This is a genomic window from Actinacidiphila sp. bgisy167, from assembly GCF_057707665.1.
On sequence record NZ_JBYIQP010000049.1, the window covers coordinates 16809 to 37531 of the forward strand.

Genomic DNA, 20723 nt, shown 5'->3' on the forward strand with positions numbered 1-20723 from the left:
GGTCGGCTCCCGAGCGGCTCGCCGGGCTCTCCGCCCAACCCGCTCGAAAATAGCTCGACTGTTCGATTAACGCGTTACCCTGGACGCATGACGGCACCGCTCCAAGGATCGCTCTTCGACCAGACCGACGAGTTGCTGCTCGGTCCGCTGGACGGCCTGCGGCGGACGGAGCTCGGCGGCGGGGCGTGGCTCGACCAGCTGCCCGGATGGCTGCACGGGGCCGACGCCCTGTTCGGGGAACTGGCCGGTTCGGTGCCGTGGCGGGCCGAGCGGCGGCAGATGTACGAGCGGGAGGTCGACGTGCCCCGGCTGCTGGCCTTCTACGGGGAGGGCGACCGGCTGCCGCACCCCGTGCTCGACGAGGCCCGGGCCGCCCTCGACGCCCACTACGCGGACGAACTCGGCGAGCCCTTCGTCACCGCGGGGCTCTGCTTCTACCGGGACGGCCGGGACAGCGTCGCCTGGCACGGGGACCGGACGGGCCGGTCGGCGACGCAGGACACGATGGTCGCCATCCTGTCCGTGGGCGACCCCCGCGACCTGGCGCTGCGCCCCCGCGGCGGCGGCGCGGCCGCGATGCGGCTGCCCCTCGGACACGGCGACCTCGTGGTGATGGGCGGCTCCTGCCAGCGGACGTGGGAGCACGCGATCCCCAAGAGCGCGCGCGCCGTGGGGCCGCGCATCAGCATCCAGTTCCGCACGCGCGGCGTCCGCTGAGGCCCCGACGCGGCCTGGGCCGCGTCGTCACATGAGCGGCGTCCGCCCACGCAGCGCGCCGTCGTCCCCGGTTTCCCCGGTCGCCGTGGCGGCGCCGACCGTCTCCGTGTGCGTGTCCCTGATCGAGCGGGCATGACGTTCCCCTCGGGATGCGGGTTCGCTGGCCGACTCACCACAAGGCAGTACGTTCGGGATGCAAACGGAAACGCGAAACCCGCCCGTCGCCGCGCCCACCACCCCCGACTGCGGGACGGTGACGCAACCAGCCCTTCCCGTCACGGACCGCGAACGGGGGTGGGCAGGGCACGCCTGCGAGCCAGGCATTCCGAGCCGCCCCAGGACGCGGACGCCGGCGGCCGGGCGCTCAGTGCGGCGTCGCGCGCGAGGGGGCGCCGAGGCGCTGATGCCCGCCCGTCGCCAGCATGCGGACTTCGCCGCGGTCGCTGATCTCCGCCTGGACGATGCCCGTGTCGTCGCTGTACACCGGATGCCCTCCGGCTCCCTTGCGCTCGGTGCGCTTGACGACCACGGTGTCGCCGGAGACGGGGAAAGTCAGCTCGTACGTTTCGGCGTGACTCATGAGGGGAACCTCCTGCCTCCGCCCCTATGACGGTTTATGCCCAGAGAATCCGTGGCCAATGACACCGGTCATGACATCCGCTGTGGCGCCGGATCGACTCCTTGGGGGAGCATGGAGCGGTGTCGATCATCAAGGGGGAACGCATGTCCCACCTCACCCACGTCGCCGCTCCCGAGGGCGTTCCCGCGGGCCGGGGCTACAGCCACGTCGTGTGGGGCGAGGGCCGCTTCGTCGCCGTCTCGGGGCAGATCGCGGTGGACGAGCGAGGCGGGATCGTCGGGCCGGACGACCCCGAGGCGCAGGCGCGCCAGGTCTTCGCCAACCTCGACCGCTGTCTGGCGGCCGCGGGGGCGGGCTGGGGCGACGTGGTCAAGTTGACCTTCTTCGTCACCGACACGGCCTTCCTGCCCGCGGTCCGCGAGGCGCGCGACGCCTACGTCGACACCTCGCGGCCCCCGGCCAGCTCCGCGGTGCAGGTGGCCGCGCTCATCCGGCCCGAACTGCTGGTGGAGGTCGAGGCGTTCGCGATCGTCCCGGTCCTGCCCACGACTGCGGCGGCCGGGTCGTGACGCTGGTCCCGGAGCGGTTCACCGTGGCGGCGGCCCGGCCGCTCACCCCGCCGGGGCCCGGCGACCCGCCGCGGCTGTGCCTGGTGGACACGGCGGCGAACGCGGCCGCCGCCGTCCACCTCGCGCCCGGGCTGCTGGACCGGCAGGAGCGCGAGCGTGCCTCGGCCTTCCACTTCGACCGCGACCGCGTCAGCTACATCACCGCGCATGTGGCGCTGCGCCTGCTGCTGGCGGCCTATCTGGGGACCCGTCCCGGCGCGGTGCCGCTGACCCGGGAGACGTGCCCGATGTGCGGCGGCCCGCACGGCCGGCCCGCGGTGGAGGGCGGCGCCCCGCACTTCTCGCTCTCCCACTGCCGGGAGATGACGCTGCTGGCCTTCGCCGCAAGCCCGGTGGGAGTGGACGTGGAGGCGCTGCCGGGCCGGGAGGCCGTGGACGGCGTGTGGCGTTCGCTGCACCCGGCCGAGGTGGACGAGCTCGCAGTGCTGCCCCTGGAGGAGCGCCGGGTGGCCTTCGCACGGACCTGGGCACGCAAGGAGGCGTACCTGAAGGGCCTGGGGACGGGCTTGGCCAGGGAACTGTCGGAGGACTACGTGGGCTCCGGTCCCGCCCCCGCCGGCGGCCCGAAGGGCTGGTCGCTCACCGATGTCGCGGTCGGCGACGGCCACCGCGCGGCTGTCGCCGTACGGCTGGGCTGAGGCCGTCGCCGGCCGGGGCGAGCGGGGACGCGGGGCGGACACGGCGGCAGCCCTCGGCGACCCGCGCGGTCCGCGGCGTGCGCGCGGGCGTGGACGCGGACCCGTACAACCCCCGGCGGCGGGGCGTGGGCCGCACCCCGCCGCGCCGCCGGACGCTTCGCCGCTGTTGCCGCTGTTGCCGCTCAGCGACGGCAGCGGCGGTACTGGCGGTACTGGCGCATCGCCGCGACGAGGGCCGCGCCGGCCACGAGGGCGAGGCTCGCGACGCCGCCCACGCTGGTGAGGAGCTTGTCCCGGGGGCCGGTGTCGGCGAGCGAGGGGCGTTCCCCGGTGCCGGAGGCGGTGCCGCCGGACGCGGCGTCCGAGGCAGTGCTGTCGGCGGCCTCGCGGATCATCCGGGCGACGGTGTCGGGGTGGGAGAGCATCGCGACGTGCGAGGAGGCGACCTCGGTGGTGTGCGAGCCCGCGCGCTTGGCCTGGAAGCGCTCCAGCGCCGGGTTGATGGCATGGTCGTCGGCGGCGACCAGCGCCCACGAGGGGATCGTCCGCCACGCCGCGCCGGGCGCCTTGTCGGTGAACGCCCGCAGCGCGATGGGTCGTTGCTCGGCAGCCATCAGCCGGGTCCGTGCCGCGGGCAGGTCGGCGGCGAAGACCTTCCGGAAGACGGAGTCGCGGATGTAGACGTCGGTGCCGCTGCCCGAACCGTCCTGGTACGGGACCAGGCGCTGCGCCGAGCCGAGGTCGCTCGGCGCGAACCGGGCCTGGAGCCCCTGCAGGGTCTCCCCCGCCTCGGGCATGAACGCGGAGACGTAGACCAGCGCTCTGACGTTCGGGTTGCCCGCCGCCGCGGCGCTGATCACCGCGCCGCCGTAGGAGTGGCCCGCGAGCACGACCGGGCCGTCGATGCTCTTGAGCACACTGGCCGTGTAGAGGGAGTCGCTGACGAGCCCGCGCAGCGGGTTCGCGGGGGCGACGACCTTGTAACCGGCGCCTTCCAGGCGCTCGATGACCGGGCTCCAGCTCGACGCGTCGGCGAAGGCACCGTGGACCAGCACCACGGTCGGCCGGGCCCCGCCGGCGGCGGAGCCGTCGCCGACTGCCGACGCGAGGGCCGGGCCGGCGGCGAAGCCCGTCGCGGCGAGCGCCGCGGCGAGGGCGCCCGCGCTGACTATGCGGCGCCGGTTCTGCGGACCGGGGGAGGACGCTTCAGCCATGCTGCTCTCTCTTCGGCAGGAGGGACTGCTGTCGCCTCCCACCCTTGGCCCGGCACAGCCCTCCTGCCTGCTCCCGGGGGACGTACGGGTGACGGCGGGCCGTCCACAGCTCCCCCCGCGCTGCGCGGCGTCGGACCGCGGGCGTCGGACCGCGGGCGTCGGACCGCGGGCGTGAAACACCGGCGTCATCGAACACGGATATGATCCGCCTCACATTCGATCCGGACGGCCGGACGGTGTGCGCTCGCGCACGCCCTCCTGCCGCGCCCCATGCATGAGGGGAGCGTCCGATAGCCCTCCGAATATGGCTCAGCAGCGCGGGGGTGGCCTCCACCCAGGTCATGCGGATGCTGCGCGGCAACCCCGACTCCGTGGACGTCCGTGTCTACGGGACCAACGTCGACCCCTCGGCGCCGGCCCTGGCCGCGTGCGACGTGGCCGAGGTCGAGCCCCGCCGCGTCGGCGACGACGCCTACGCCGAGTTCGCCCTCGACTTCTGCCGCAGGCACCGGATCGACGTGCTGGTGCCGCCACGCCGGCTGACCGCGCTGGCCGGGCGGGCCGAGGCGTTCGCCGCCGCGGGCACCCGGCTGATGTGCTCGCCCGCCGCCTCGGTGAAGGTGCTGACCAGCAAGCGCCGTACGTACGAGGAGGCGCTCGCCGCCGGCATCCCCGTGCCGCCGTGGCGGGTGGTGCGGGACGCCGACGGGCTGCGGGCCGCGGTGGACGAACTCGCGGCGACCGGCGAGACGCTGTGCATCAAACCCGCCGGCGAGTACTCGGCCTTCGGCTTCCGCATCCTGGAGGACCGGCCGATGGGCATCCGCGACCTGCTCGCCCCCGCCCGCCCCATGGCCTCCGTCGACGCCGTCGCCCAGGCGATGAAGCGCGCCGCGGACGAGGGAGAGCACGTCCCGAGCATGATCGTCATGCCGTATCTGGAGGGCCCCGAGATCAGCGTCGACTGCCTGTCCGCGCCGGGCGGCCGGTTGCTGACCGCCATCCCCCGGGCGAAGGAGGGCCGTTACCGGCGGCTGCTGGACGACCCCGGGATCACGGACATCGCGCGGCGCCTGGTCGAACACTTCGGCCTCGCCTACCTGTCCAACGTCCAACTGCGCCACCGCGGCGGCGAACCCGTGCTCCTGGAGGCGAATCCGCGCCCCTCCGCCGGGATCTTCCAGACCGCCTTCACCGGCGTGAACCTGCCTTGGGCCGCCGTCCGTCTGCTCACCCGCGGCGACGCCGGGCTGCTCACCGCCCCCCGCCTCGGCGGCCGCGTCGCCGTGACGGAAGCGGCGACCGAGGTGCCGGAGACTGCTGCCGTCCAGGAGGCCAGCGTGGCGTGAGCGCGGGGCAGGGGGCACGCTGGAAGGAGGAAGGCAGGTGGCAGCTCATGAGCAGACTCGAAGAGCAGATCGACCTGAACGTTCCGACCGAGGTGGCGTGGCAGCACCTGCATCGCCTGGACGACTACCCGCAGTTCGTCGAGGGCGTCCGGGAGGCGAGCGCCGCCGGGGGCGGCAAGGCCAGGCTCGGCGTGTCGGGGACCGGCGGCGGCTCCCTGGAGGCGGAGTTCTCCGACCGCACCAAGGCGCACAGCGACACCCGCGAGATGACCTGGCGCACCCGCGGCGGCGCCGAGATCACCGGAACGTGCTCGGTCCTCCCGATCGACGAGCAGCACAGCCGCGTCCAGGTGCGCATGGAGTACGACCCCGCCGAAGTCCATGACGCCTTCGGCGGGCCCAAGGGCTTCGCCCAGGTCAGCGCGATCGAGCGCACGGTCCGTCACGACCTCGAACGTTTCAAGGACTTCGTCGAGCGCGAGCACTAGCCCGGTGGATCGGTCACGGGAGCCGACGTGAACGAGGGCGGCGCCCACCGCGCGGTCAGGCGTGCGGCGCGCCGCCACCCGCTGCGAGGCGGGTGAGCCACTCCCGCAGCAGGAGCCGCTCGCCGTCGCTCAGGGCGACGGCGTCGCCGAGGGCGTCTTCGCCCTCCGGAAGGGCCGCGCGCAGGGCGCGTGCCGCCGAGGCGAGGCCGGACTCCGCGGCGGGGACCGTCGGTTGGGCGCGGGTGACGGCGGCGATCATGGACTCCCGGAGGACGGCCAGCAGCGCCGGGTCGCGGCGTCCCGGCGGGGTGGAGTTCCAGGTGGCGACCGCGCCGAGGCCGGTCGCCCGGATGATCTGCCCGGCCAGCTCCTCGTCGACGCGCAGCCACCCCCCGGCCGCCAGCCGGCGCACCCGGCCGCGGAGGATCTCCAGGCCCGCGCGGTGCGCGAGGTCCGAACCGCGGCCGGTGGCCCGGTTCATCACCGCGAACAGCTCGGGGCGCGAGATCCCGAACTCCACCACCATGTCCCAGCCGCGGCGCAGCTCCTCCACCGGATCCTCCGGCGCGGGATCGAGCTGCGCGCGCTTGCTCTCCAGGAACTGCGCGTAGCCGTGCTCGGCGACCGCCTCCAGCAGTCCCTCCTTGTCGCCGAAGAAGCGGTAGATCGCCGGGGGCTGCAGGCCCGCCGCGGCGGCGACCGCGCGGGTGCTGACCGCGCTCGGGCCGCCGCTCTCCAGCAGCTCGACGGCCGCCTCGACGATGCGGCGGCGTGGGTTGTCCGGGGTCTCTGAGGTAGGCATGAACCGATGATACCCAACGAATAGTTCCATCGTTATTTCCGGTGTTACCATCGCGTCGATATCATCGATACCCGGATGGGGAGAGCCCCGTGATCATCGTTACCGGAGCCACCGGAAAGCTCGGCCGCCGCATCGTCGAACGCCTGCTGGAGCGCGTCCCCGCCCAGCGCGTCGGCGTCAGCGTCCGCGACCCCCGCAAGGCCCAGGACCTCGCCGACCGCGGCGTCCGCGTCCGGCAGGGCGACTTCGACGACCCGGCCTCGCTCGTGCACGCCTTCGAGGGCGCCGAACAACTGCTCCTGGTCTCCCTCGACCGCACGGGCGAGGAGTGCGTGGCCGGGCACCGCGCCGCCGTCGACGCCGCCGTGAAGGCCGGCGTCGGCCGCATCCTCTACACGAGCCAGATGGGGGCCGCCCACGACTCCCGCTTCGCGGCGTGCCGCGACCACGCCAGAACCGAGGACCTGCTGCGCGCCACCGGCCTGCCCTGGACCGCGCTGCGCAACGGCTTCTACACCGCCAGCGCCGTGCAGTTCCTGCAGTCCGCCCGCCGCACCGGCGACATCGCCCTCCCCGCGGACGGCCCCGTCGCCTGGACCGGTCATGACGACCTCGCCGAGGCCACCGCCGCGATCCTCACCGACGAGGGCCGCTTCGAGGGGCCCACCCCGCCGCTCACCGGCCCGGCGGCGCTCGACTTCGACGCCGTCGCCGAGCTCGCCTCCCAGGTCGCCGGACGGCCCTTCACCCGCACCGTCGTCCCGGACGGCGCGTTCCACGAGCAGACCCTGGCGCACGGCGCCCCCGCGCCGATCGCCGACCTGCTGCTGAGCATCTTCGCGGCGGCGCGGGGCGGTGAGTTCGCCGCCCTCGACCCGACGCTGGCCGAACTGCTCGGCCGGCAGCCCGCCGACTTCGGCACGCTGCTGGAGCGCGCCTGGGCCGAGTAGTCCCGGCGCGGGCGCGCCCACCCGTCGTGCGCAGCGCTCACCGCCCTGCCGCCGCCCGTCCCGGCCCCGCCGGAACGGGCGGCGGCGCTGCGCGGCGGCGACGGCGCCGTCAGCCCATGCGCGGGGCCGTCGCGGTTCTCTGCGCGACAGCAAGCGCATCCGGGGCCTATGGCGCCGACTCGCCCACGGTTCCGGGCCACATGAGGTGTGCCCGAGCGGGACGGCGGCCGGGCCGGTCCAGGCGGTGGGCCGCGGAACGCGGCTCCGCACGGCCCGCCACCCCGCTGATCGCGGCCTCAGCGGATCGCGGCCGGTCTCGGCACCGGCTGGATGCCCTTCGCCGCCGCGGGCCGGGTGAGAGCGCGTGCCGAACTCCCACACGCGCTCCCGGACACGGTTCGGTCAGAGCCGCACGCCGTGCCGCCGCAGCCAGGCGACCGGGTCGACGTCGGAGCCGTACCCCTCGCCGGTGCGGACCTCGAAGTGCAGGTGCGGGCCGGTCGTGTTGCCCGTGGAGCCCGAGCGGCCGACCTGGCGGCCCGCGGCCACGAACTGGCCGGCCCGCACGGTCAGTGAGGACAGATGGCCGTACTGCGTGTACATGCCGTCCGGGTGACGGATCACCACCTGGTAGCCGTAGGCGCCGCCCCAGCCGGCCTCGACGACGGTGCCCGCCGCGACGGCCTTGACGGAGGTGCCGGTGGGCACGGTGAAGTCCTGGCCGGTGTGGTAGCCGCTGGCCCAGTGGGATCCGCTGCGGCGGTAGGGGGTGCCGAGCCCGCCGCTGACCGGTGCGACGAACGCCTGGGCGGCGGAGGCAGGTGCGGCGCGCCGCTCCGCCTGCTTCGCGGGCTTCGACGGCTTGGCGGGCTTCGACGGCTTCGCCGCGTTCACGGGCTTCGCGGACTTCGTGCCGGGCACGGACAGTTCCTGCCCCGGCAGGATGAGGTCCGGGTCGGCTCCGACGACGTGGCGGTTCGCGGCGTAGAGCCGCTGCCAGCCGCCGTTCACACCTCGTTCGTCGGCGATGCCGGAGAGCGTGTCTCCGCTGACGACCGTGTAGTCGTCCGCCTTCCCCGGGCGGTCTGGATTTTCCGGGCGGTGACGGTCCGTGCGCTGCCTCGTCCTCCGCTCGCCCTCGGCCGCGGCCTTCTGCCCGGCTTTCGTCCCGGTCTTCTGCCCGGTCTTCTGCCCGGTCTTCTTCCCGTCCCCCTTCGCGGCGTCCTTCGCGTGGGACGCCGCCTCGCCCCGGGTGAGCCCGGCCCGCTGCGAGCACACCGGCCAGGCCCCGGGTCCTTGGGCCTCCAGTACGCGTTCTGCTATCGCTATCTGCTCGGATCTCGTCGCCAGGTCGGCCCGTGCGGCGAACTTCGTGCCGCCGTACGCCTTCCACGTCGACTGGGCGAACTGCAGCCCGCCGTAGTAGCCGTTGCCGGTGTTGATGTGCCACGTGCCGCTGCTCTCGCACGCGGCGACCTTGTCCCACGTCCCGGCCGTCGCGGCGCCCGCTCCGGGGGCGGTGACGAAGGGCAGCGCGAGCCCCGCGCCCGAGGCGGCGGTGACGGCGACGGACACCGGCGAGAGCCGGCTCGGCGGCTGGGGTCTGCGGTGGCGACCGCGCGCGGCGCGTACGGGCATGGGGGACCGCCTCTCGGTTCCGGGCACACGGCCGTACAAGTACGACAGATGGATCTTGTCGCCGCAAGGGTGCTTTCAGGACTCTGTCGTCCCAAAACACGCGCCCCGGTGCCGGGTTGCCCTTCCTCCGCCCCTCAGGAGGTGCGGGGCGGCAGCGGAAGCGGCAGCCCGGGCAGACCATCGAGGCTGGTCCCGACGTGCGGCTTGCCCGCGCAGTAGTCGCTGAGAGGTCGCACGGATAGGCGGGGTGGAGAAAGGAGCGGGTCGAGGGCCGAGTCCGGCAAGGCGGAGAAGGGAGACGCAGCGGAGCTGCGGCGACCGACGACAACGCCGCCAGGCGAGAGCCCTCGACCCGCGACGCCGGCCCGCCTATCCGCGCGGCCTCTGAAGGACTCCTCCGTCTCCCGGGAGAAGCGCTGGGTGTGCAGCGGCCGTTCTGCCCGGAAGTCCATCTCGGGGACGGCGAACCCGCAGCTGTCGCTGATGCGTTCGGCGGTGACGACGATGACGGCGCGCAGGTCGGTGCGCCTGCGGATGTCCTCGGAGAAGTACGGAAGGAGGTCGCGCCAGCGCGGGTCGTCGCGGAAGACGGGCTCCCCCCGCCCGTGCACCCGCACCACGGTGGGCGGTCCGGTGAAGGCGCACCACATCAGGGCGATGCGGCCGTTCTCCCGCGGGTGGGCAATGGTCTCCGCACCGCTGCCCCCGAGGTCGGCGTAGGCGAAGGTGCGGTCGTCGAGGAGGGCGGAGGAACCGTCGAGCCCCTTGGGCGACACATTGACGTGCCCGTCGCCGACGAGCGGAGCGGTGGCCGTGAAGAAGACCTTCTGCTCCTCGATGAAGGCGCGCAGGCGCCCGTCGATGCGTTCGTACGTCTTTTTTCCCTTGCGGCCATTCTCCGTGCGGCCCCGCCGCCGCCCAAGGGTCAGGAAGCGGATCAGCCCCGCCGGGGACGGACCGCGCGGTCGTCCTCGCCGTCCCGGACGGCGATGCCCAGCGCGGCGGCGAGTGCCGGGGCCAGGTCGAGCAGCTGGGCGCTGCCGATGACGGCGCCGCGCAGCGAGTCGTGGCCGTCGGCGAGGTCGAGCCGGGTGGCACCGCGCAGATCCGTCGCGTCGAGTTCGGCGCGGCCGAGGCGCAGGCGCTCCAGTTGCGTGCCGGGGAAGGAGACGTCCTTCAGACGGGCGCCGCCGAGGTCGACGTCACGCAGCACGCAGTCCTCGAAGACGACCTGGTGCAGCCGGGCGCCGCGCAGGTTGACGGAGTCGAACTTGCAGCGCCGGAAGACGGCCCGGCGCAGCACCGCGCCGAAGGCCTCGACCCCGGCGAGCACACAGGAGTCGGCGGTAACGTCCATCCAGTTCGTCTCGGCGGCCGAGGTGCCGACGAGGCGGTCGCCCTGCAGCCAGACGTCGTTGAAGCGGGCCCGGCGCAGGCTGCCGCCCTCCAGGACGGTGTCGGTGATCGCGCACTCCAGGAAGACGGCGCCGCCCGCGTCCTGTCCGCCGAGGGTCAGGCCGTCGAAGTGGAGGGTGTCGTAGCGCTCCTCGACACCCAGCCCGGGCGCGTCGAAGGGCTCCAGCGCCTGCGCGTAGGGCAGCTCCGACAGGGACCGCGGTGCCGGGAAGGTCATGGCGGCCACGCTAGCGGCCCCCTGTGACAGCCGCCTTCCCGAAGATGAGCGATTTGTCCGTGATGTCTTGCTACGTTGCGTCCCATGACCGCCCCGGCCCCCGCCCCCCGGACCGCGCAGCCGGCCCTCGCCGTGCCCGCCGTCCCGGTGCCCCGGCGCCGGGGCGTCGAGCTGGCGCTGCTGGTCGGCGCGGTGCTGATCCCGGTGTACGGCTACTGCGCCGTGGGCCTGGCGCACGACGGCGCCGTGCCGCGGGGTACGGCCGGCTTCGGCGGGGCCCTCGGCGGTCTGGCGCTCGCCGCCCATCTGGCGGTCCGCCTGCGCGCCCCGTGCGCGGACCCGCTGCTGCTGCCGATCGGGGTGCTGCTCAACGGCCTGGGCCTGGTCCTGATCCACCGCCTCGACCTGGAGACCCCCGACGCCGCCGCCCCGGCGCAGCTGGTCTGGTCCGGGCTGGGCGTGGCCCTGTTCACCGCCGTCGTCCTGCTGCTGCGCGACTACCGCGCCCTCGCCCGGTACGCGTATCTCGGGGTCGTGGCGGCCCTGGTGCTGATGATCGTGCCGAGCCTGTTCCCCTCCGTGAACGGCGCGAGGATCTGGATCCGGGTCGCGGGCCTGTCCTTCCAGCCCGGCGAGTTCGCGAAGGTGCTGCTGGCGGTGTTCTTCGCTGCGTACCTCGCGGACAACCGCGCCGCGCTCGCGTACACCGGGCGGCACGTCCTGCGCTTCCGCCGGCTGCAGATGCCGACCGGCCGGGTGCTCGGCCCGGTGCTGGCGGTCTGGACGATCAGCCTGGGCGTGCTGGTCGTGGAACGGGACCTGGGGACCTCGCTGCTGTTCTTCGGTCTCTTCGTGATCCTTCTCTACGTCGCCTCGGGCCGCACCGGCTGGATCGCGGTCGGGCTGCTGCTGTCGGCGGCCGGGGCCTTCCTGGTCGGCTCCCTCGAGCCGCACGTCCACTCACGGGTGGCGGACTGGCTCCATCCCTTCGCCGGCGCCGGGACGGGGCAGGGGCCGGGCCAGCTGGCGCAGTCGCTGTTCGCGTTCTCCGCCGGCGGGCTGCTCGGCACGGGCCTGGGCGAGGGGCACTCGGTCCTGATCGGTTTCGCGGCCAAGTCCGACTTCATCCTGGCCACGGCCGGCGAGGAGCTGGGGCTGACGGGGCTGACCGCGCTGCTCCTGCTGTACGGGCTGCTGGTCGCCCGGGGCTACCGGGCCGGACTGGCGGTCCGCGAGCCGTTCGGCCGGCTGCTGGCCGTGGGACTCGCCTCGATCGTGGCGCTGCAGGTCTTCGTGATCGCGGGCGGGGTGACGGACCTGATCCCGCTGACCGGGATGGCGATGCCCTTCCTGGCGCAGGGCGGTTCCTCGGTCGTCACCAACTGGGTGATCGTGGCACTGCTGATCCTGCTCAGCGACGCCGCCCGCCGTCCGCTGCCCGCGGCGGACGCGGGCCGGGCCGCAAGCCCGACAGGCCGGGCCGCCCCCGGCCGGGCGGGCACCCCGTGATCCCGTACGCCCGCCGGGCCGCGGCGCTCTGCCTGCTGCTCCTGGCGGCCCTGCTGGTGAACGCCGTCCGCATCCAGGTCGTGCGGGCCCCGGCCTACGACGGCAACCCCGCCAACCGTCGGCTGCTGATCGACCGCTATGGGCAGCCGCGCGGCGACATCCTCGTGGGGAACCGGCCCGTGACAGGTTCGAGGTCCACCGGCGCCCAGCTGGACTTCGTCCGCACCTACGCCGACGGCCCGGTCTACGCCCCGGTGACCGGCTTCTCCTCGCAGACCTACGGCACGGCCCTGCTGGAGGCCGCCGAGGACGAGGTGCTCTCCGGCACCTCCCCCGGCCTGTCCGGGCTCGCGCTGTGGAACGCGGTCAGCCGGCAGCCGCAGCGCCCCGGCCACGTCCGCACCACCATCGACCCGGCCGTGCAGAAGGCCGCGTACAGGGCAATGAACGGCCGGAAGGGCGCGGTCGCCGCCCTCGACCCGGCGACCGGCCGGATCCTGGCCCTGGTGAGCACGCCCTCCTACGACCCGGGGACGATCGCCGGCACCGGCCCTGCGGCGCTCGGCGCCTGGCGCCGGCTGGTCGCCGCCGAGGACCAGCCGATGCTCAACCGGGCGCTGCGCCAGACGTACCCGCCGGGTTCGACCTTCAAGACGGTGACGGCGGTCGCGGCGCTGGTCTCCGGGGTGGTCGACGACGTCGACGAGCCCACCGACTCCCCGGACCCCTTCCCGCTGCCGGGTTCCACGACGGCGCTGCGCAACGAGTCGGCGTCCGCGGGCTGCGAGGACGCGCCGCTGCGGCACGCGTTCGTCGTCTCGTGCAACACCGTCTTCGGCAAGCTCGGGGACGACGTGGGGCTGCGGGCGATGCGGGAGACGGCCGAGGCCTTCGGCTTCAACGACCCTTCCCTCGCCGTGCCCTCGCGTCCCGCGGTGAGCGTCTTCGACCGCCGTATGGACCGGGCGCAGCTCGCGCTGTCGTCCATCGGGCAGTACGACACCCGGGCCACCCCGCTGCAGATGGCGATGGTGGCCGCGGCCGTGGCCAACGACGGCACGCTGATGTACCCGCACCTGGTCGACCGGACGACCGACGCGGCCGGCCTGCCGCTGGAGGTCACCGCGGAGCGGGCCTACCGGCAGGTGATGGACGGGGCCGTGGCGCACGTGATGCAGGATCTGATGGTCGCCGCGGTGCGGCACGGCACGGGCCGCGACGCGGACCTGCCCGGCGTGGTGGTGGGCGGCAAGACGGGCACGGCGCAGCACGGCGAGGACAACCGCGAGAACCCCTTCGCCTGGTTCATCGCCTGGGCGAAGGAGAGCCGGGGGGCCCCGGCGAAGGTCGCCGTCGCCGTCGTCGTGGAGGACGCCGCAGCCGACCGCGCCGACATCAGCGGCGGCGGCAAGGCGGCCCCCGTGGCCCGCGCCGTCATGCGGGCGGTGCTGGGGCGCTGACCCCGGGCCGGGCGGGGCCGCCGCCGTCGCCGCGGCCCCCTCCCCGCGTGGTCCCCCGAGGTCAGTCCTCGGCGCCCAGCGCGATGGCCGCCTCGACCTCGGCCGCCCGCTCGGTCTCCTCCCTCGCGAAGCGCTCGGCGTCGAGCTTCTCGGCGATCTCCTCGTCCTGCGCCATCAGGAGGTCGAGGTCGCTGTCGCCCATCTCCAGGACGCCCATGTCGACGTATGCGCGCTGCAGCCGCTCGCCCCACAGCCCGATGTCCTTCACACACGGCACGATGCGGCTGAACAGCAGCTTGCGGAAGAGCCGCAGATACTCCGAGCGCTCGCTGAGCTCCTCGGCCTCCTGCCGCGGGATGCCGAAGTCCTCCAGCACCTCGCTGCCGCGCAGCCGGTCGCGCATCAGGTAGCAGCCCTCGATGACGAACTCCTCGCGCTCGCGCAGTTCGGCGTCGGACAGCTGCTTGTAGTGGTCGCGCAGCGCCATCCGCCCGAAGGCGACGTGCCGGGCCTCGTCCTGCATGACGTAGGTGAGGATCTGCTTGGGCAGCGGCTTGTCGGTGGTGTCGCGGAGCATGCCGAAGGCGGCCAGCGCCAGCCCCTCGATGAGCACCTGCATGCCGAGGTAGGGCATGTCCCAGCGGGAGTCGCGCAGGGTGTCGCCGAGCAGGGCCTGCAGCGAGTCGTTGATCGGGTGGACCATGCCGACCTTCTCGCGCAGGAAGCGGGAGTAGATCTCGGCGTGCCGGGCCTCGTCCATGGTCTGGGTCGCGGAGTAGAACTTGGCGTCGAGGTCGGGCGCCGACTCCACGATGCGGGCGGCGCACACCATGGCGCCCTGCTCCCCGTGGAGGAACTGGCTGAACTGCCAGGAGGCGTAGGCGCGGCGCATGTCGCGCCGGTTCTGCTCGGACATCTTGTCCCAGTAGGGCGTGCCGTGGACGGTCATGTTCTGGTCGGGCACGCCGAGCGGGTCGTAGGGGTCGACCTCGATGTCCCAGTCGATGCGGGTGACCGCGTCCCACTGCTTGTCCTTGCCCTTCTGGTAGAGGGCGAGCAGCCGGTCGCGCCCGTCGTCGTACTCCCAGGAGAAGCGGGCGGCTCCGGAAGCCGGGATCTCCCACGCGGTGTCATGCGACGGCATCGGCGCCTCCTCGGCTCGTGACGGACGTGCTGACACACCGTCTCACAACACCGTGACCGCCGGTAACCCACGCGCGGCGCGCGAGAACGCGGCGGCGCGGCTGCCGGACGCCTGCGCGACGCACTCCTTCGATCCCGCGTCCGCGGGGTGGAGCAGGCCCGGCACATCCGCCGCGCCCGAAGGAGCCGCGCCGCCGGGCGGCTTCGGCGGGCGCCGGAGCCCGCCCTGACCCGGGGCTCCCCCGCCGACGCCGCCCGGGTGGGCGTTCGTCGCCGATCAGCCCGCGGGTCCACGCCCCCGCAGCCTCGCCTTCGTGGACGAGCGCGACGCCGCGTACTCCGCGCTGCCGCGCGGCGGCAGCGCGGCCGGGACCAGCCGGACCGACGCCAACGTGGACGGCGTCCGGCGCGGCGCGGCCGAGCAGATCCCGCGGCACCCGGGCGCCCCGCGCCCCGGACCGCGGCCGGCGATGACGGCGCGCTCCTGGATCGCCGGCGCCGAGGCCATGTCGCCGACCTGGCTGGACGAGGGGAAGCGGACTCCCGCCGAGGAGGTGCGCACCTGGCTGGTGGACCACTTCGCCGCCTTGCTGCCGGTCAGCTCCACCACCGGCCCCAAGACCGCCGGGGCGGCGCCGGCCGCGCTGGAGCGGGAGAGTGGCGGCGGCCCCGCCGGCGGGCCTGGCCCGCCGGGTGGCCCCGCCGGCTCGGACCGTCGCACATCTGCTCCCACCTGCCGTTTCGTGAACCGCCCGCCGTGGCAGGGCCTACCCTGAGTTCGTGAGGCATGAGGACACGGAATTTGTCGGGGGGCCGCTGGACGGCCGCGTGCTGGGGGTGCTGACCGGCATCACCGGGCAGCCCCCGAAGGTGTACGAGGTGCCGGTGCCGCAGGAGGACGGCGCGCCCCCCGTCGTGCACGTCTATCATCGCGAACCCAGTCCCGGCCCGCGCGCGCAGCGCCGTACGCGCTTCGTCTTCGTCTACGACCCGGAGGGGAACCGGCCGGACGGGCCCCGCTGGCCCTGGTCCAAGCCGCGGCGGTGACCGCCGGCGGGCAGGACGGCAGGCAGGCCCGGGCGGGCCGCCGCGACCCAAAGGGCAGGGCCGTAGCGCGGGGGGCTTGACGACGGCGTCGCCGGGGTGGCGGACGACCGGTTCTACCGGCGGGGCCTTCGCGGCGCGGCCGCGTGCCGTGCGCGGGGGCCTCGCGCCCCTCGCCGCGTTTCGTGCGTGGCCGTCGCCGCTGGGCCGTACCGGGGCACGAGGCGCGCTGACACCCCGTCATCTCGGGAGCAGTGCCTTCGGGGCGGTCCCGGAAGCGGAGGCAGAGCCCGCGCCGACCGAGGCGGCGGACCGCGATCCCTGACGGCCTGCGGGCGACTGCGCCGCCAAAGCACCCGTTTCTCCCGCGTGTTGCGACGGCCGGTCGGTGAGCCGGGACCGCCCGGCGCGGGCCAGTCCCAGGACAACACAGGCCGTCCCTTCGGCCGACCCCGGGCGAACGGGTGGCGCCGCGACCGGCGGAGCCCGTCGTTCCGGCCCGCCCCTCTGTCGCAGCCGACCCGATCATGTAAGGATCTACCCGCAGGTGTCGGCCGATCAGCAGGAGGTGACGGGATGTCAGCAGCACACCGGCCCAAGGAATGGGTGCGCAGGGCACTCGTCTGCGGGGCGCTGCTGGCCGCCGCGGCCCTGGGGATCCCCGGCCAGGCCTACGCCGCACCCGCCGACCCCCCGCCGGACAACCAGACGCTCGTGGTGCTGCTGGAGCAGCTGCAGGACCTCTACCAGAAGGCCGAACAGGCCACCGAGACCTACGTCCAGGCCAAGGTCGACCTCGAGGAGAACCAGAGCAAGGCCGAGCGCCTCGACCGGCAGCTCGCCGAGGAGCGCACCGCGCTGAGCGACGCCCGCAGCCTGGCCGGGCAACTGGCGCGCGAGCAGTACAAGTCCGGCGGTGTCTCCCCCTATCTCAGCCTGCTGCTCAGCCGCGACCCACAGGACGCCTTCACCCAAGGCCACGTGCTCGACCGCGCCGCGGGCAGCCAGGCCGACCTCGTCGCCCAGCTGGAGAACGGCGAGAAGCGCATCGCCGCGCTCAACCGGGCACAGCAGCACGCGCTGGACGGGTCCGCGCAGCTGGAGGAGAAGCAGCGCGAGGCCAAGGAGGACATCGAGCGGCAGCTCGCCGACGTCGAGCGGATCCTCGCCGGCCTGACCGGCTCCCAGATCGAGGACCTCCAGGAGCTCGAGCAGCAGGGCATCGACCGGGCGCAGGCGGCGTTCCTGCGCTCCGGGCGGCTCGGCAGCTCCGCGCTCGCGCCGTCGCTGGCCGGAAACCGGGCGCTGAGCTTCGCCTACGCCCAGCTCGGCAAGCCCTATGTGTGGGGCGCCGAGGGCCCGAAGGCGTACGACTGCTCGGGGCTGACCTCGCGGGCCTGGGAGCACGCGGGCACCACCATCCCGCGCACCAGCCAGGAGCAGTGGAAGCAGCTGCCGCGTGTCCCGCTGGACCAGCTGCGCCCCGGCGACCTGGTGGTCTACTTCCCAGGCGCCACCCATGTGGCGATGTACATCGGCAACGGCATGGTCATCCAGGCTCCGCGCCCGGGCGCCGTGGTCAAGATCTCCCCGATCGCGTCCAACCCGGTGCTGGGCGCCGTGCGACCGGACTCCGGCGCCCCGTCGATGACGCACTACGTCTCCCCGCCCGTCCCCCGCTCGGCCACCGACCCGACCCCGCTCGGCACCGCGCCGCGGCCCTGAGGCCGCGCCCGCGCCGTGGCCGACGCCGGGGCCCTGCGACCGCTGGTCGACCCGCGCCGCCTCGCGCCGCCTCGCGCCGGCCACGGTCGCCGAGGTCCACGGCGTGGTCGCGCGCGGCGAGGGCCGGGGCAGGGTCGTCGCGGACGTCACGGCCATCGCGGCGGCCATCGCGGCGGCCATCGCGGCGGCCATCCCGGCCATCCCGGCCATCGCGAACGTCACGGCCATCGCGGCCATCGCGGCCGCCACCGGGTGAGGGAGAGCCCGGCGGGAGACCGCGGGAGGCGGCCGGAGGCCTCGGTCCGCGCAGCTCAGCGGCGGTAGCAGTACGAGTCCGAGGAGGCGTCGCCGCCCTGCAGGCGCGTCTGGTGCACCCGCAGGCCCCGGAAGTCGGGCCCGTGCGGGAAGAAGCCGCCGTCGACGCCGAGCCCGCCGCCGGAGGTGTCCGCGTCGAGCTTGATCATCCACGGGTCGATGCCTCCGGGATAGAACTGCTCGTCCCAGGCGGCGTACAGGGAGTTCGTCACATAGACGCGCCGTCCGTCGCGGCTGAGCTCGACCATCTGCGATCCCCCGGACAGCGGGACGTCCGGGGCCGCGGGGTGCGCCTGCCGGCCGGCGATGCCGCCCAGCCGCACGGACGCGGTCAGCCTCGGCCGCAGGGGGTCGCCCACGTCGTACTGGAGGAGGTCGCCGGTCCCCCACGCGGACACGTACAGCCACCGGTCGTCGACCGACAGGTCGATGTCGGTGATCAGCGGCGGCACCGCGCCGAACGGCCGCAGCGCCGGGGGCAGGTCCTCCGCCGGGGCGGGCTCGGCGGGCAGGGTGATGACCTTGCGGACCGTGAACTCGCCGTCCTCCGCCGTCCACAGCCACACGGACGCCGACAGGTCCTCGACGTCGACGACGGTGTTCACGAAACCCCAGGTCGCCTCGGGGTCGTGGGAGGGGCGCAGCTCCAGCGCCATCTGGTTCCGGTCGCCCAGGTCGACGCGTTGCAGGTGCCGGCCGGTCCCCAGCTCCCAGAAGTGGATCGCGTGGCCGTAGCGGCGGTCCAGCAGCAGGTCGGGCACGAGCCCGTCCTCGATCATCGAGGGGCTGCCCCACTCGCTCGTCACGGCGATGTCCTGGCGCAGGTGCCACCAGACGTCGTAGGCGAGGTGCTGCGGACCCCGCTCGCTCTCCCACGCGCGCAGCACCTCGAAGGTCTCGTGGTCCAGCAGCGCCACGCCGCCGGGGCCGTCCGCGCCGTTCGAGCCGTTCGCTCCGTTCGCGCCGCCCAGGCAGGACAGGAACACCCCGTCGGGGCCGCAGTGGAGGGTGTGCGGCCGCGAGTAGCCGGCCCTGGCGGCCAGTTCCCCGGCCTGCACCACCTTGACCAGGCGGGGGCGGACCGGGTCGGGGGTGGTGTCGAGGATGTGCAGCCGGGAGGAGCGCAGTCCCGGGACGATGAGATAGCGCCGCTCGGCGTGGTGGTGGCCAGGGTGTGCCAGGGCGCTGGAGCAGGCGTTCCAGCCGAAGTGGTGGAGTTCGTTGCCCCGGTCGGGCAGCTCGACATGGGCGGCCACCCGGCCGTACTGCGGGGACCGCGGATCGGTGACGACGGTGAACAGGGCGTCCGGGCGCTCGCCGGCCGGGTCGAACCCGACGACGTAGGCGAGCTCCTCCGGTGGCGCGGCGACCGCGTCCGCCGGGGTGCGGTACAGGGTGGGGTCCAGGTGGCCGTCGCGGTCGTGCTCGGTCGTCGTCATGGCCGTCCCCTTTGCGGACGCCGGACAGATGCCCCGTACCACGAGCGTTTCACAGCCCCGCGGACCTGCCAAGGCGGGACGGCGCGTGCCCGGTCGCCGGGACGCGGACCGGGCACGGCGGGCTGGCCGGCGCCGGCGGTGTGCACCGCCGGCGCCCGCTGCCGTCAGGCTCCGGCGGCCGAGGCCAGGTAGGCGGCGGTCGCCTCGGGGTCGTAGAAGTACGCCTCATAGTCCGACGGGTCGTCGAAGCCGTTGGCGAAGCGGTTCGCCACGGCCGGCAGCTGCCCGGCGGCGCCGATCAGGCCCAGGATGTGCTCCGGCGGCGGGCCGAGCAGGGCGTTGGTCCACTTGGTGACCGGCTCCGCGGTGGCCCAGAAGCGGGCGAAGGCGGACTCCATCCAGTCCCGGTCGAAGACCTTGTCGCCGTGCTCGACGATGGCGTCGAGGTAGGCGGCCGCGCACTTGGAGGCGCTGTTGGAGCCCTGGCCGGTGATCGGGTCGTTGGCCACGACGACGTCGGCGACGCCCAGCACCAGTCCGCCGGAGGGCAGTTCCGCGACGGGGTGCCGGACGACCGGCGCGAACCGCCCGGCCAGGGTGCCGCCGGCGTCCGCCAGCTCGACGTCACGTGCGCGCTCGTACTCCCATGGAAGGTGCTGCTTCATCAGTTCCAGGGTGATCCGCAGGTGTTCGCGCGGGTCCTTCACCCCGTCGAAGACGTCGAGCGGACCGCCCGGCAGCCCCTCCCAGAAGAGGATGTCGCAGGGTCCGGAGACGGTGAGGGCCGGGATCACGATCAGCTCGCCCGCACCGGGCACCATGTTGAGCCGCACCGCGTGCACATCGGGGTGCTCCGGTCGCGGGGCGAGGCCGTGCACATAGGCGACGGCCAGCGCGCGCTGCGGGCGGTCGTAGGGGGAGCGTTCCGCGTTCCGTCCGAACAGGGAGACCAGCTCGCCCTTCCCGGCCGCGACCAGCACCAGGTCGTAGGCACGGGCGAAGTAGTCCAGGTCCCCGACCGTGACACCGTGCACGACGAGCCGGCCGCCGCGCTCGACGAAGGTCTCCAGCCAGCCGGCCATCTTCACCCGCTGGTCGACGGACTGCGCGTACGCGTCCAGCCGTCCCATCCAGTCGATCGGCCGTGATCCGTCGGGCGCGGCGACGGAGACGCCCAGACCCTCGATCCGGGGGGTCTGCTCCTCCCAGAAGTTCAGGCCCAGGTCGCGCTCGTGCGCCAGCGCCGTGCCGAACATGCACTGGGTGGACATGACACGCCCATGGCGTATCTCGTCCGCCGTGCGGTTGGACATGACGGTGACCTCGTATCCCCGGGACTGCAGGCCCAGGGCCAGTTGGAGCCCGGACTGTCCGGCTCCCACGATCAGTATCTTGGGCAAGGCGGCATGCTCTCTCGTACGGTGCGGCATGGTTGCGTCCGGCGGGCGTC

The 20723-nt window shown here is 74.1% G+C and carries 21 protein-coding genes; 12 read left to right on the forward strand and 9 right to left on the reverse strand.

The features are described from left to right. Positions 1–87 precede the first annotated feature (87 nt). Entirely contained in the window at positions 88–717 is a 630-nt protein-coding gene (locus tag AC3ET4_RS19135; RefSeq protein ID WP_431950924.1) for an alpha-ketoglutarate-dependent dioxygenase AlkB, read from the forward strand. A 364-nt stretch (positions 718–1081) separates the two neighbouring features. Here the strand turns inward: AC3ET4_RS19135 and AC3ET4_RS19140 are convergent, their stop codons facing one another. After that, entirely contained in the window at positions 1082–1297 is a 216-nt protein-coding gene (locus AC3ET4_RS19140) for a DUF6296 family protein (RefSeq protein WP_431950926.1), read from the reverse strand. Between the two features lie 143 nt (positions 1298–1440). Between AC3ET4_RS19140 and AC3ET4_RS19145 the strand changes: the two genes are divergently transcribed. Then, the gene (locus AC3ET4_RS19145) at positions 1441–1866 is read left to right on the forward strand and encodes a RidA family protein (protein WP_431950978.1); all 426 of its coding nucleotides are present in this window, start codon (positions 1441–1443) and stop codon (positions 1864–1866) included. After that, the gene (locus AC3ET4_RS19150) at positions 1863–2564 is read left to right on the forward strand and encodes a 4'-phosphopantetheinyl transferase family protein (RefSeq protein ID WP_431950928.1); all 702 of its coding nucleotides are present in this window, start codon (positions 1863–1865) and stop codon (positions 2562–2564) included. The genes AC3ET4_RS19145 and AC3ET4_RS19150 overlap by 4 nt, the downstream gene beginning before the upstream one ends. 182 nt (positions 2565–2746) lie before the next feature. Here AC3ET4_RS19150 and AC3ET4_RS19155 read toward each other — a convergent pair whose 3' ends face one another. Then, a complete protein-coding gene (locus tag AC3ET4_RS19155) occupies positions 2747–3778 on the reverse strand; it encodes an alpha/beta fold hydrolase (RefSeq protein ID WP_431950930.1) in 1032 nt (343 codons plus the stop codon). 323 nt (positions 3779–4101) lie between these two features. On the opposite strand from AC3ET4_RS19155, the gene AC3ET4_RS19160 reads away from it, so the two are divergent. Together AC3ET4_RS19160 and AC3ET4_RS19165 are read left to right on the forward strand one after the other, a co-directional pair. Further along, positions 4102–5127 (forward strand): ATP-grasp domain-containing protein, encoded by a 1026-nt coding sequence (locus AC3ET4_RS19160; RefSeq protein ID WP_431950932.1) that lies wholly within the window; start codon positions 4102–4104, stop codon positions 5125–5127. Between the two features lie 47 nt (positions 5128–5174). Then, complete coding sequence (locus tag AC3ET4_RS19165; RefSeq protein WP_431950934.1) at positions 5175–5615, forward strand: SRPBCC family protein; 441 nt, start codon at positions 5175–5177, stop codon at positions 5613–5615. Positions 5616–5670: 55 nt separating this feature from the next. Here the strand turns inward: AC3ET4_RS19165 and AC3ET4_RS19170 are convergent, their stop codons facing one another. Next, positions 5671–6447, reverse strand: coding sequence for a TetR/AcrR family transcriptional regulator (locus tag AC3ET4_RS19170; RefSeq protein ID WP_431950936.1), 777 nt, complete (start codon positions 6445–6447; stop codon positions 5671–5673). Between the two features lie 59 nt (positions 6448–6506). Here AC3ET4_RS19170 and AC3ET4_RS19175 point away from each other — a divergent pair, with 59 nt between their 5' ends. After that, positions 6507–7367: an SDR family oxidoreductase gene (locus tag AC3ET4_RS19175; RefSeq protein ID WP_431950938.1), complete on the forward strand. Its 861-nt coding sequence runs from the start codon at positions 6507–6509 to the stop codon at positions 7365–7367. Positions 7368–7769: 402 nt separating this feature from the next. Here AC3ET4_RS19175 and AC3ET4_RS19180 read toward each other — a convergent pair whose 3' ends face one another. From AC3ET4_RS19180 to AC3ET4_RS19190, 3 genes are all read right to left on the reverse strand, one after another. Then, entirely contained in the window at positions 7770–9005 is a 1236-nt protein-coding gene (locus tag AC3ET4_RS19180) for a transglycosylase family protein (RefSeq protein WP_431950940.1), read from the reverse strand. 134 nt (positions 9006–9139) lie between these two features. Then, positions 9140–9946, reverse strand: a complete 807-nt coding sequence (locus AC3ET4_RS19185) for a pyridoxamine 5'-phosphate oxidase family protein (protein ID WP_431950980.1) — start codon at positions 9944–9946, stop codon at positions 9140–9142. Beyond that, positions 9943–10638 carry a pentapeptide repeat-containing protein gene (locus AC3ET4_RS19190; protein ID WP_431950942.1) on the reverse strand — a complete coding sequence of 232 codons (696 nt, stop codon included), beginning with the start codon at positions 10636–10638 and terminating at the stop codon, positions 9943–9945. The genes AC3ET4_RS19185 and AC3ET4_RS19190 overlap by 4 nt, the downstream gene beginning before the upstream one ends. A gap of 84 nt (positions 10639–10722) precedes the next feature. Here AC3ET4_RS19190 and AC3ET4_RS19195 point away from each other — a divergent pair, with 84 nt between their 5' ends. After that, positions 10723–12147: an FtsW/RodA/SpoVE family cell cycle protein gene (locus tag AC3ET4_RS19195; protein ID WP_431950944.1), complete on the forward strand. Its 1425-nt coding sequence runs from the start codon at positions 10723–10725 to the stop codon at positions 12145–12147. Next, complete coding sequence (locus tag AC3ET4_RS19200; protein ID WP_431950946.1) at positions 12144–13607, forward strand: penicillin-binding transpeptidase domain-containing protein; 1464 nt, start codon at positions 12144–12146, stop codon at positions 13605–13607. The genes AC3ET4_RS19195 and AC3ET4_RS19200 overlap by 4 nt, the downstream gene beginning before the upstream one ends. Positions 13608–13668: 61 nt before the next feature. Here AC3ET4_RS19200 and AC3ET4_RS19205 read toward each other — a convergent pair whose 3' ends face one another. Next, positions 13669–14751, reverse strand: a complete 1083-nt coding sequence (locus AC3ET4_RS19205; protein ID WP_431950948.1) for a ferritin-like domain-containing protein — start codon at positions 14749–14751, stop codon at positions 13669–13671. Positions 14752–15064: 313 nt separating this feature from the next. Here AC3ET4_RS19205 and AC3ET4_RS19210 point away from each other — a divergent pair, with 313 nt between their 5' ends. From AC3ET4_RS19210 to AC3ET4_RS19225, 4 genes are all read left to right on the forward strand, one after another. Next, a complete protein-coding gene (locus tag AC3ET4_RS19210; protein WP_431950950.1) occupies positions 15065–15526 on the forward strand; it encodes a hypothetical protein in 462 nt (153 codons plus the stop codon). A gap of 4 nt (positions 15527–15530) precedes the next feature. Continuing rightward, the gene (locus tag AC3ET4_RS19215) at positions 15531–15797 is read left to right on the forward strand and encodes a hypothetical protein (RefSeq protein WP_431950952.1); all 267 of its coding nucleotides are present in this window, start codon (positions 15531–15533) and stop codon (positions 15795–15797) included. Between the two features lie 573 nt (positions 15798–16370). Beyond that, a complete protein-coding gene (locus tag AC3ET4_RS19220) occupies positions 16371–17519 on the forward strand; it encodes a C40 family peptidase (protein ID WP_431950954.1) in 1149 nt (382 codons plus the stop codon). Positions 17520–17622: 103 nt separating this feature from the next. Continuing rightward, positions 17623–17775 (forward strand): hypothetical protein, encoded by a 153-nt coding sequence (locus AC3ET4_RS19225; protein ID WP_431950956.1) that lies wholly within the window; start codon positions 17623–17625, stop codon positions 17773–17775. A 55-nt stretch (positions 17776–17830) separates the two neighbouring features. Here AC3ET4_RS19225 and AC3ET4_RS19230 read toward each other — a convergent pair whose 3' ends face one another. Together AC3ET4_RS19230 and AC3ET4_RS19235 are read right to left on the reverse strand one after the other, a co-directional pair. Then, positions 17831–19273 carry a selenium-binding protein SBP56-related protein gene (locus AC3ET4_RS19230; RefSeq protein WP_431950958.1) on the reverse strand — a complete coding sequence of 481 codons (1443 nt, stop codon included), beginning with the start codon at positions 19271–19273 and terminating at the stop codon, positions 17831–17833. 164 nt (positions 19274–19437) lie between these two features. Continuing rightward, complete coding sequence (locus AC3ET4_RS19235; RefSeq protein WP_431950960.1) at positions 19438–20673, reverse strand: styrene monooxygenase/indole monooxygenase family protein; 1236 nt, start codon at positions 20671–20673, stop codon at positions 19438–19440. Positions 20674–20723: the final 50 nt, after the last annotated feature.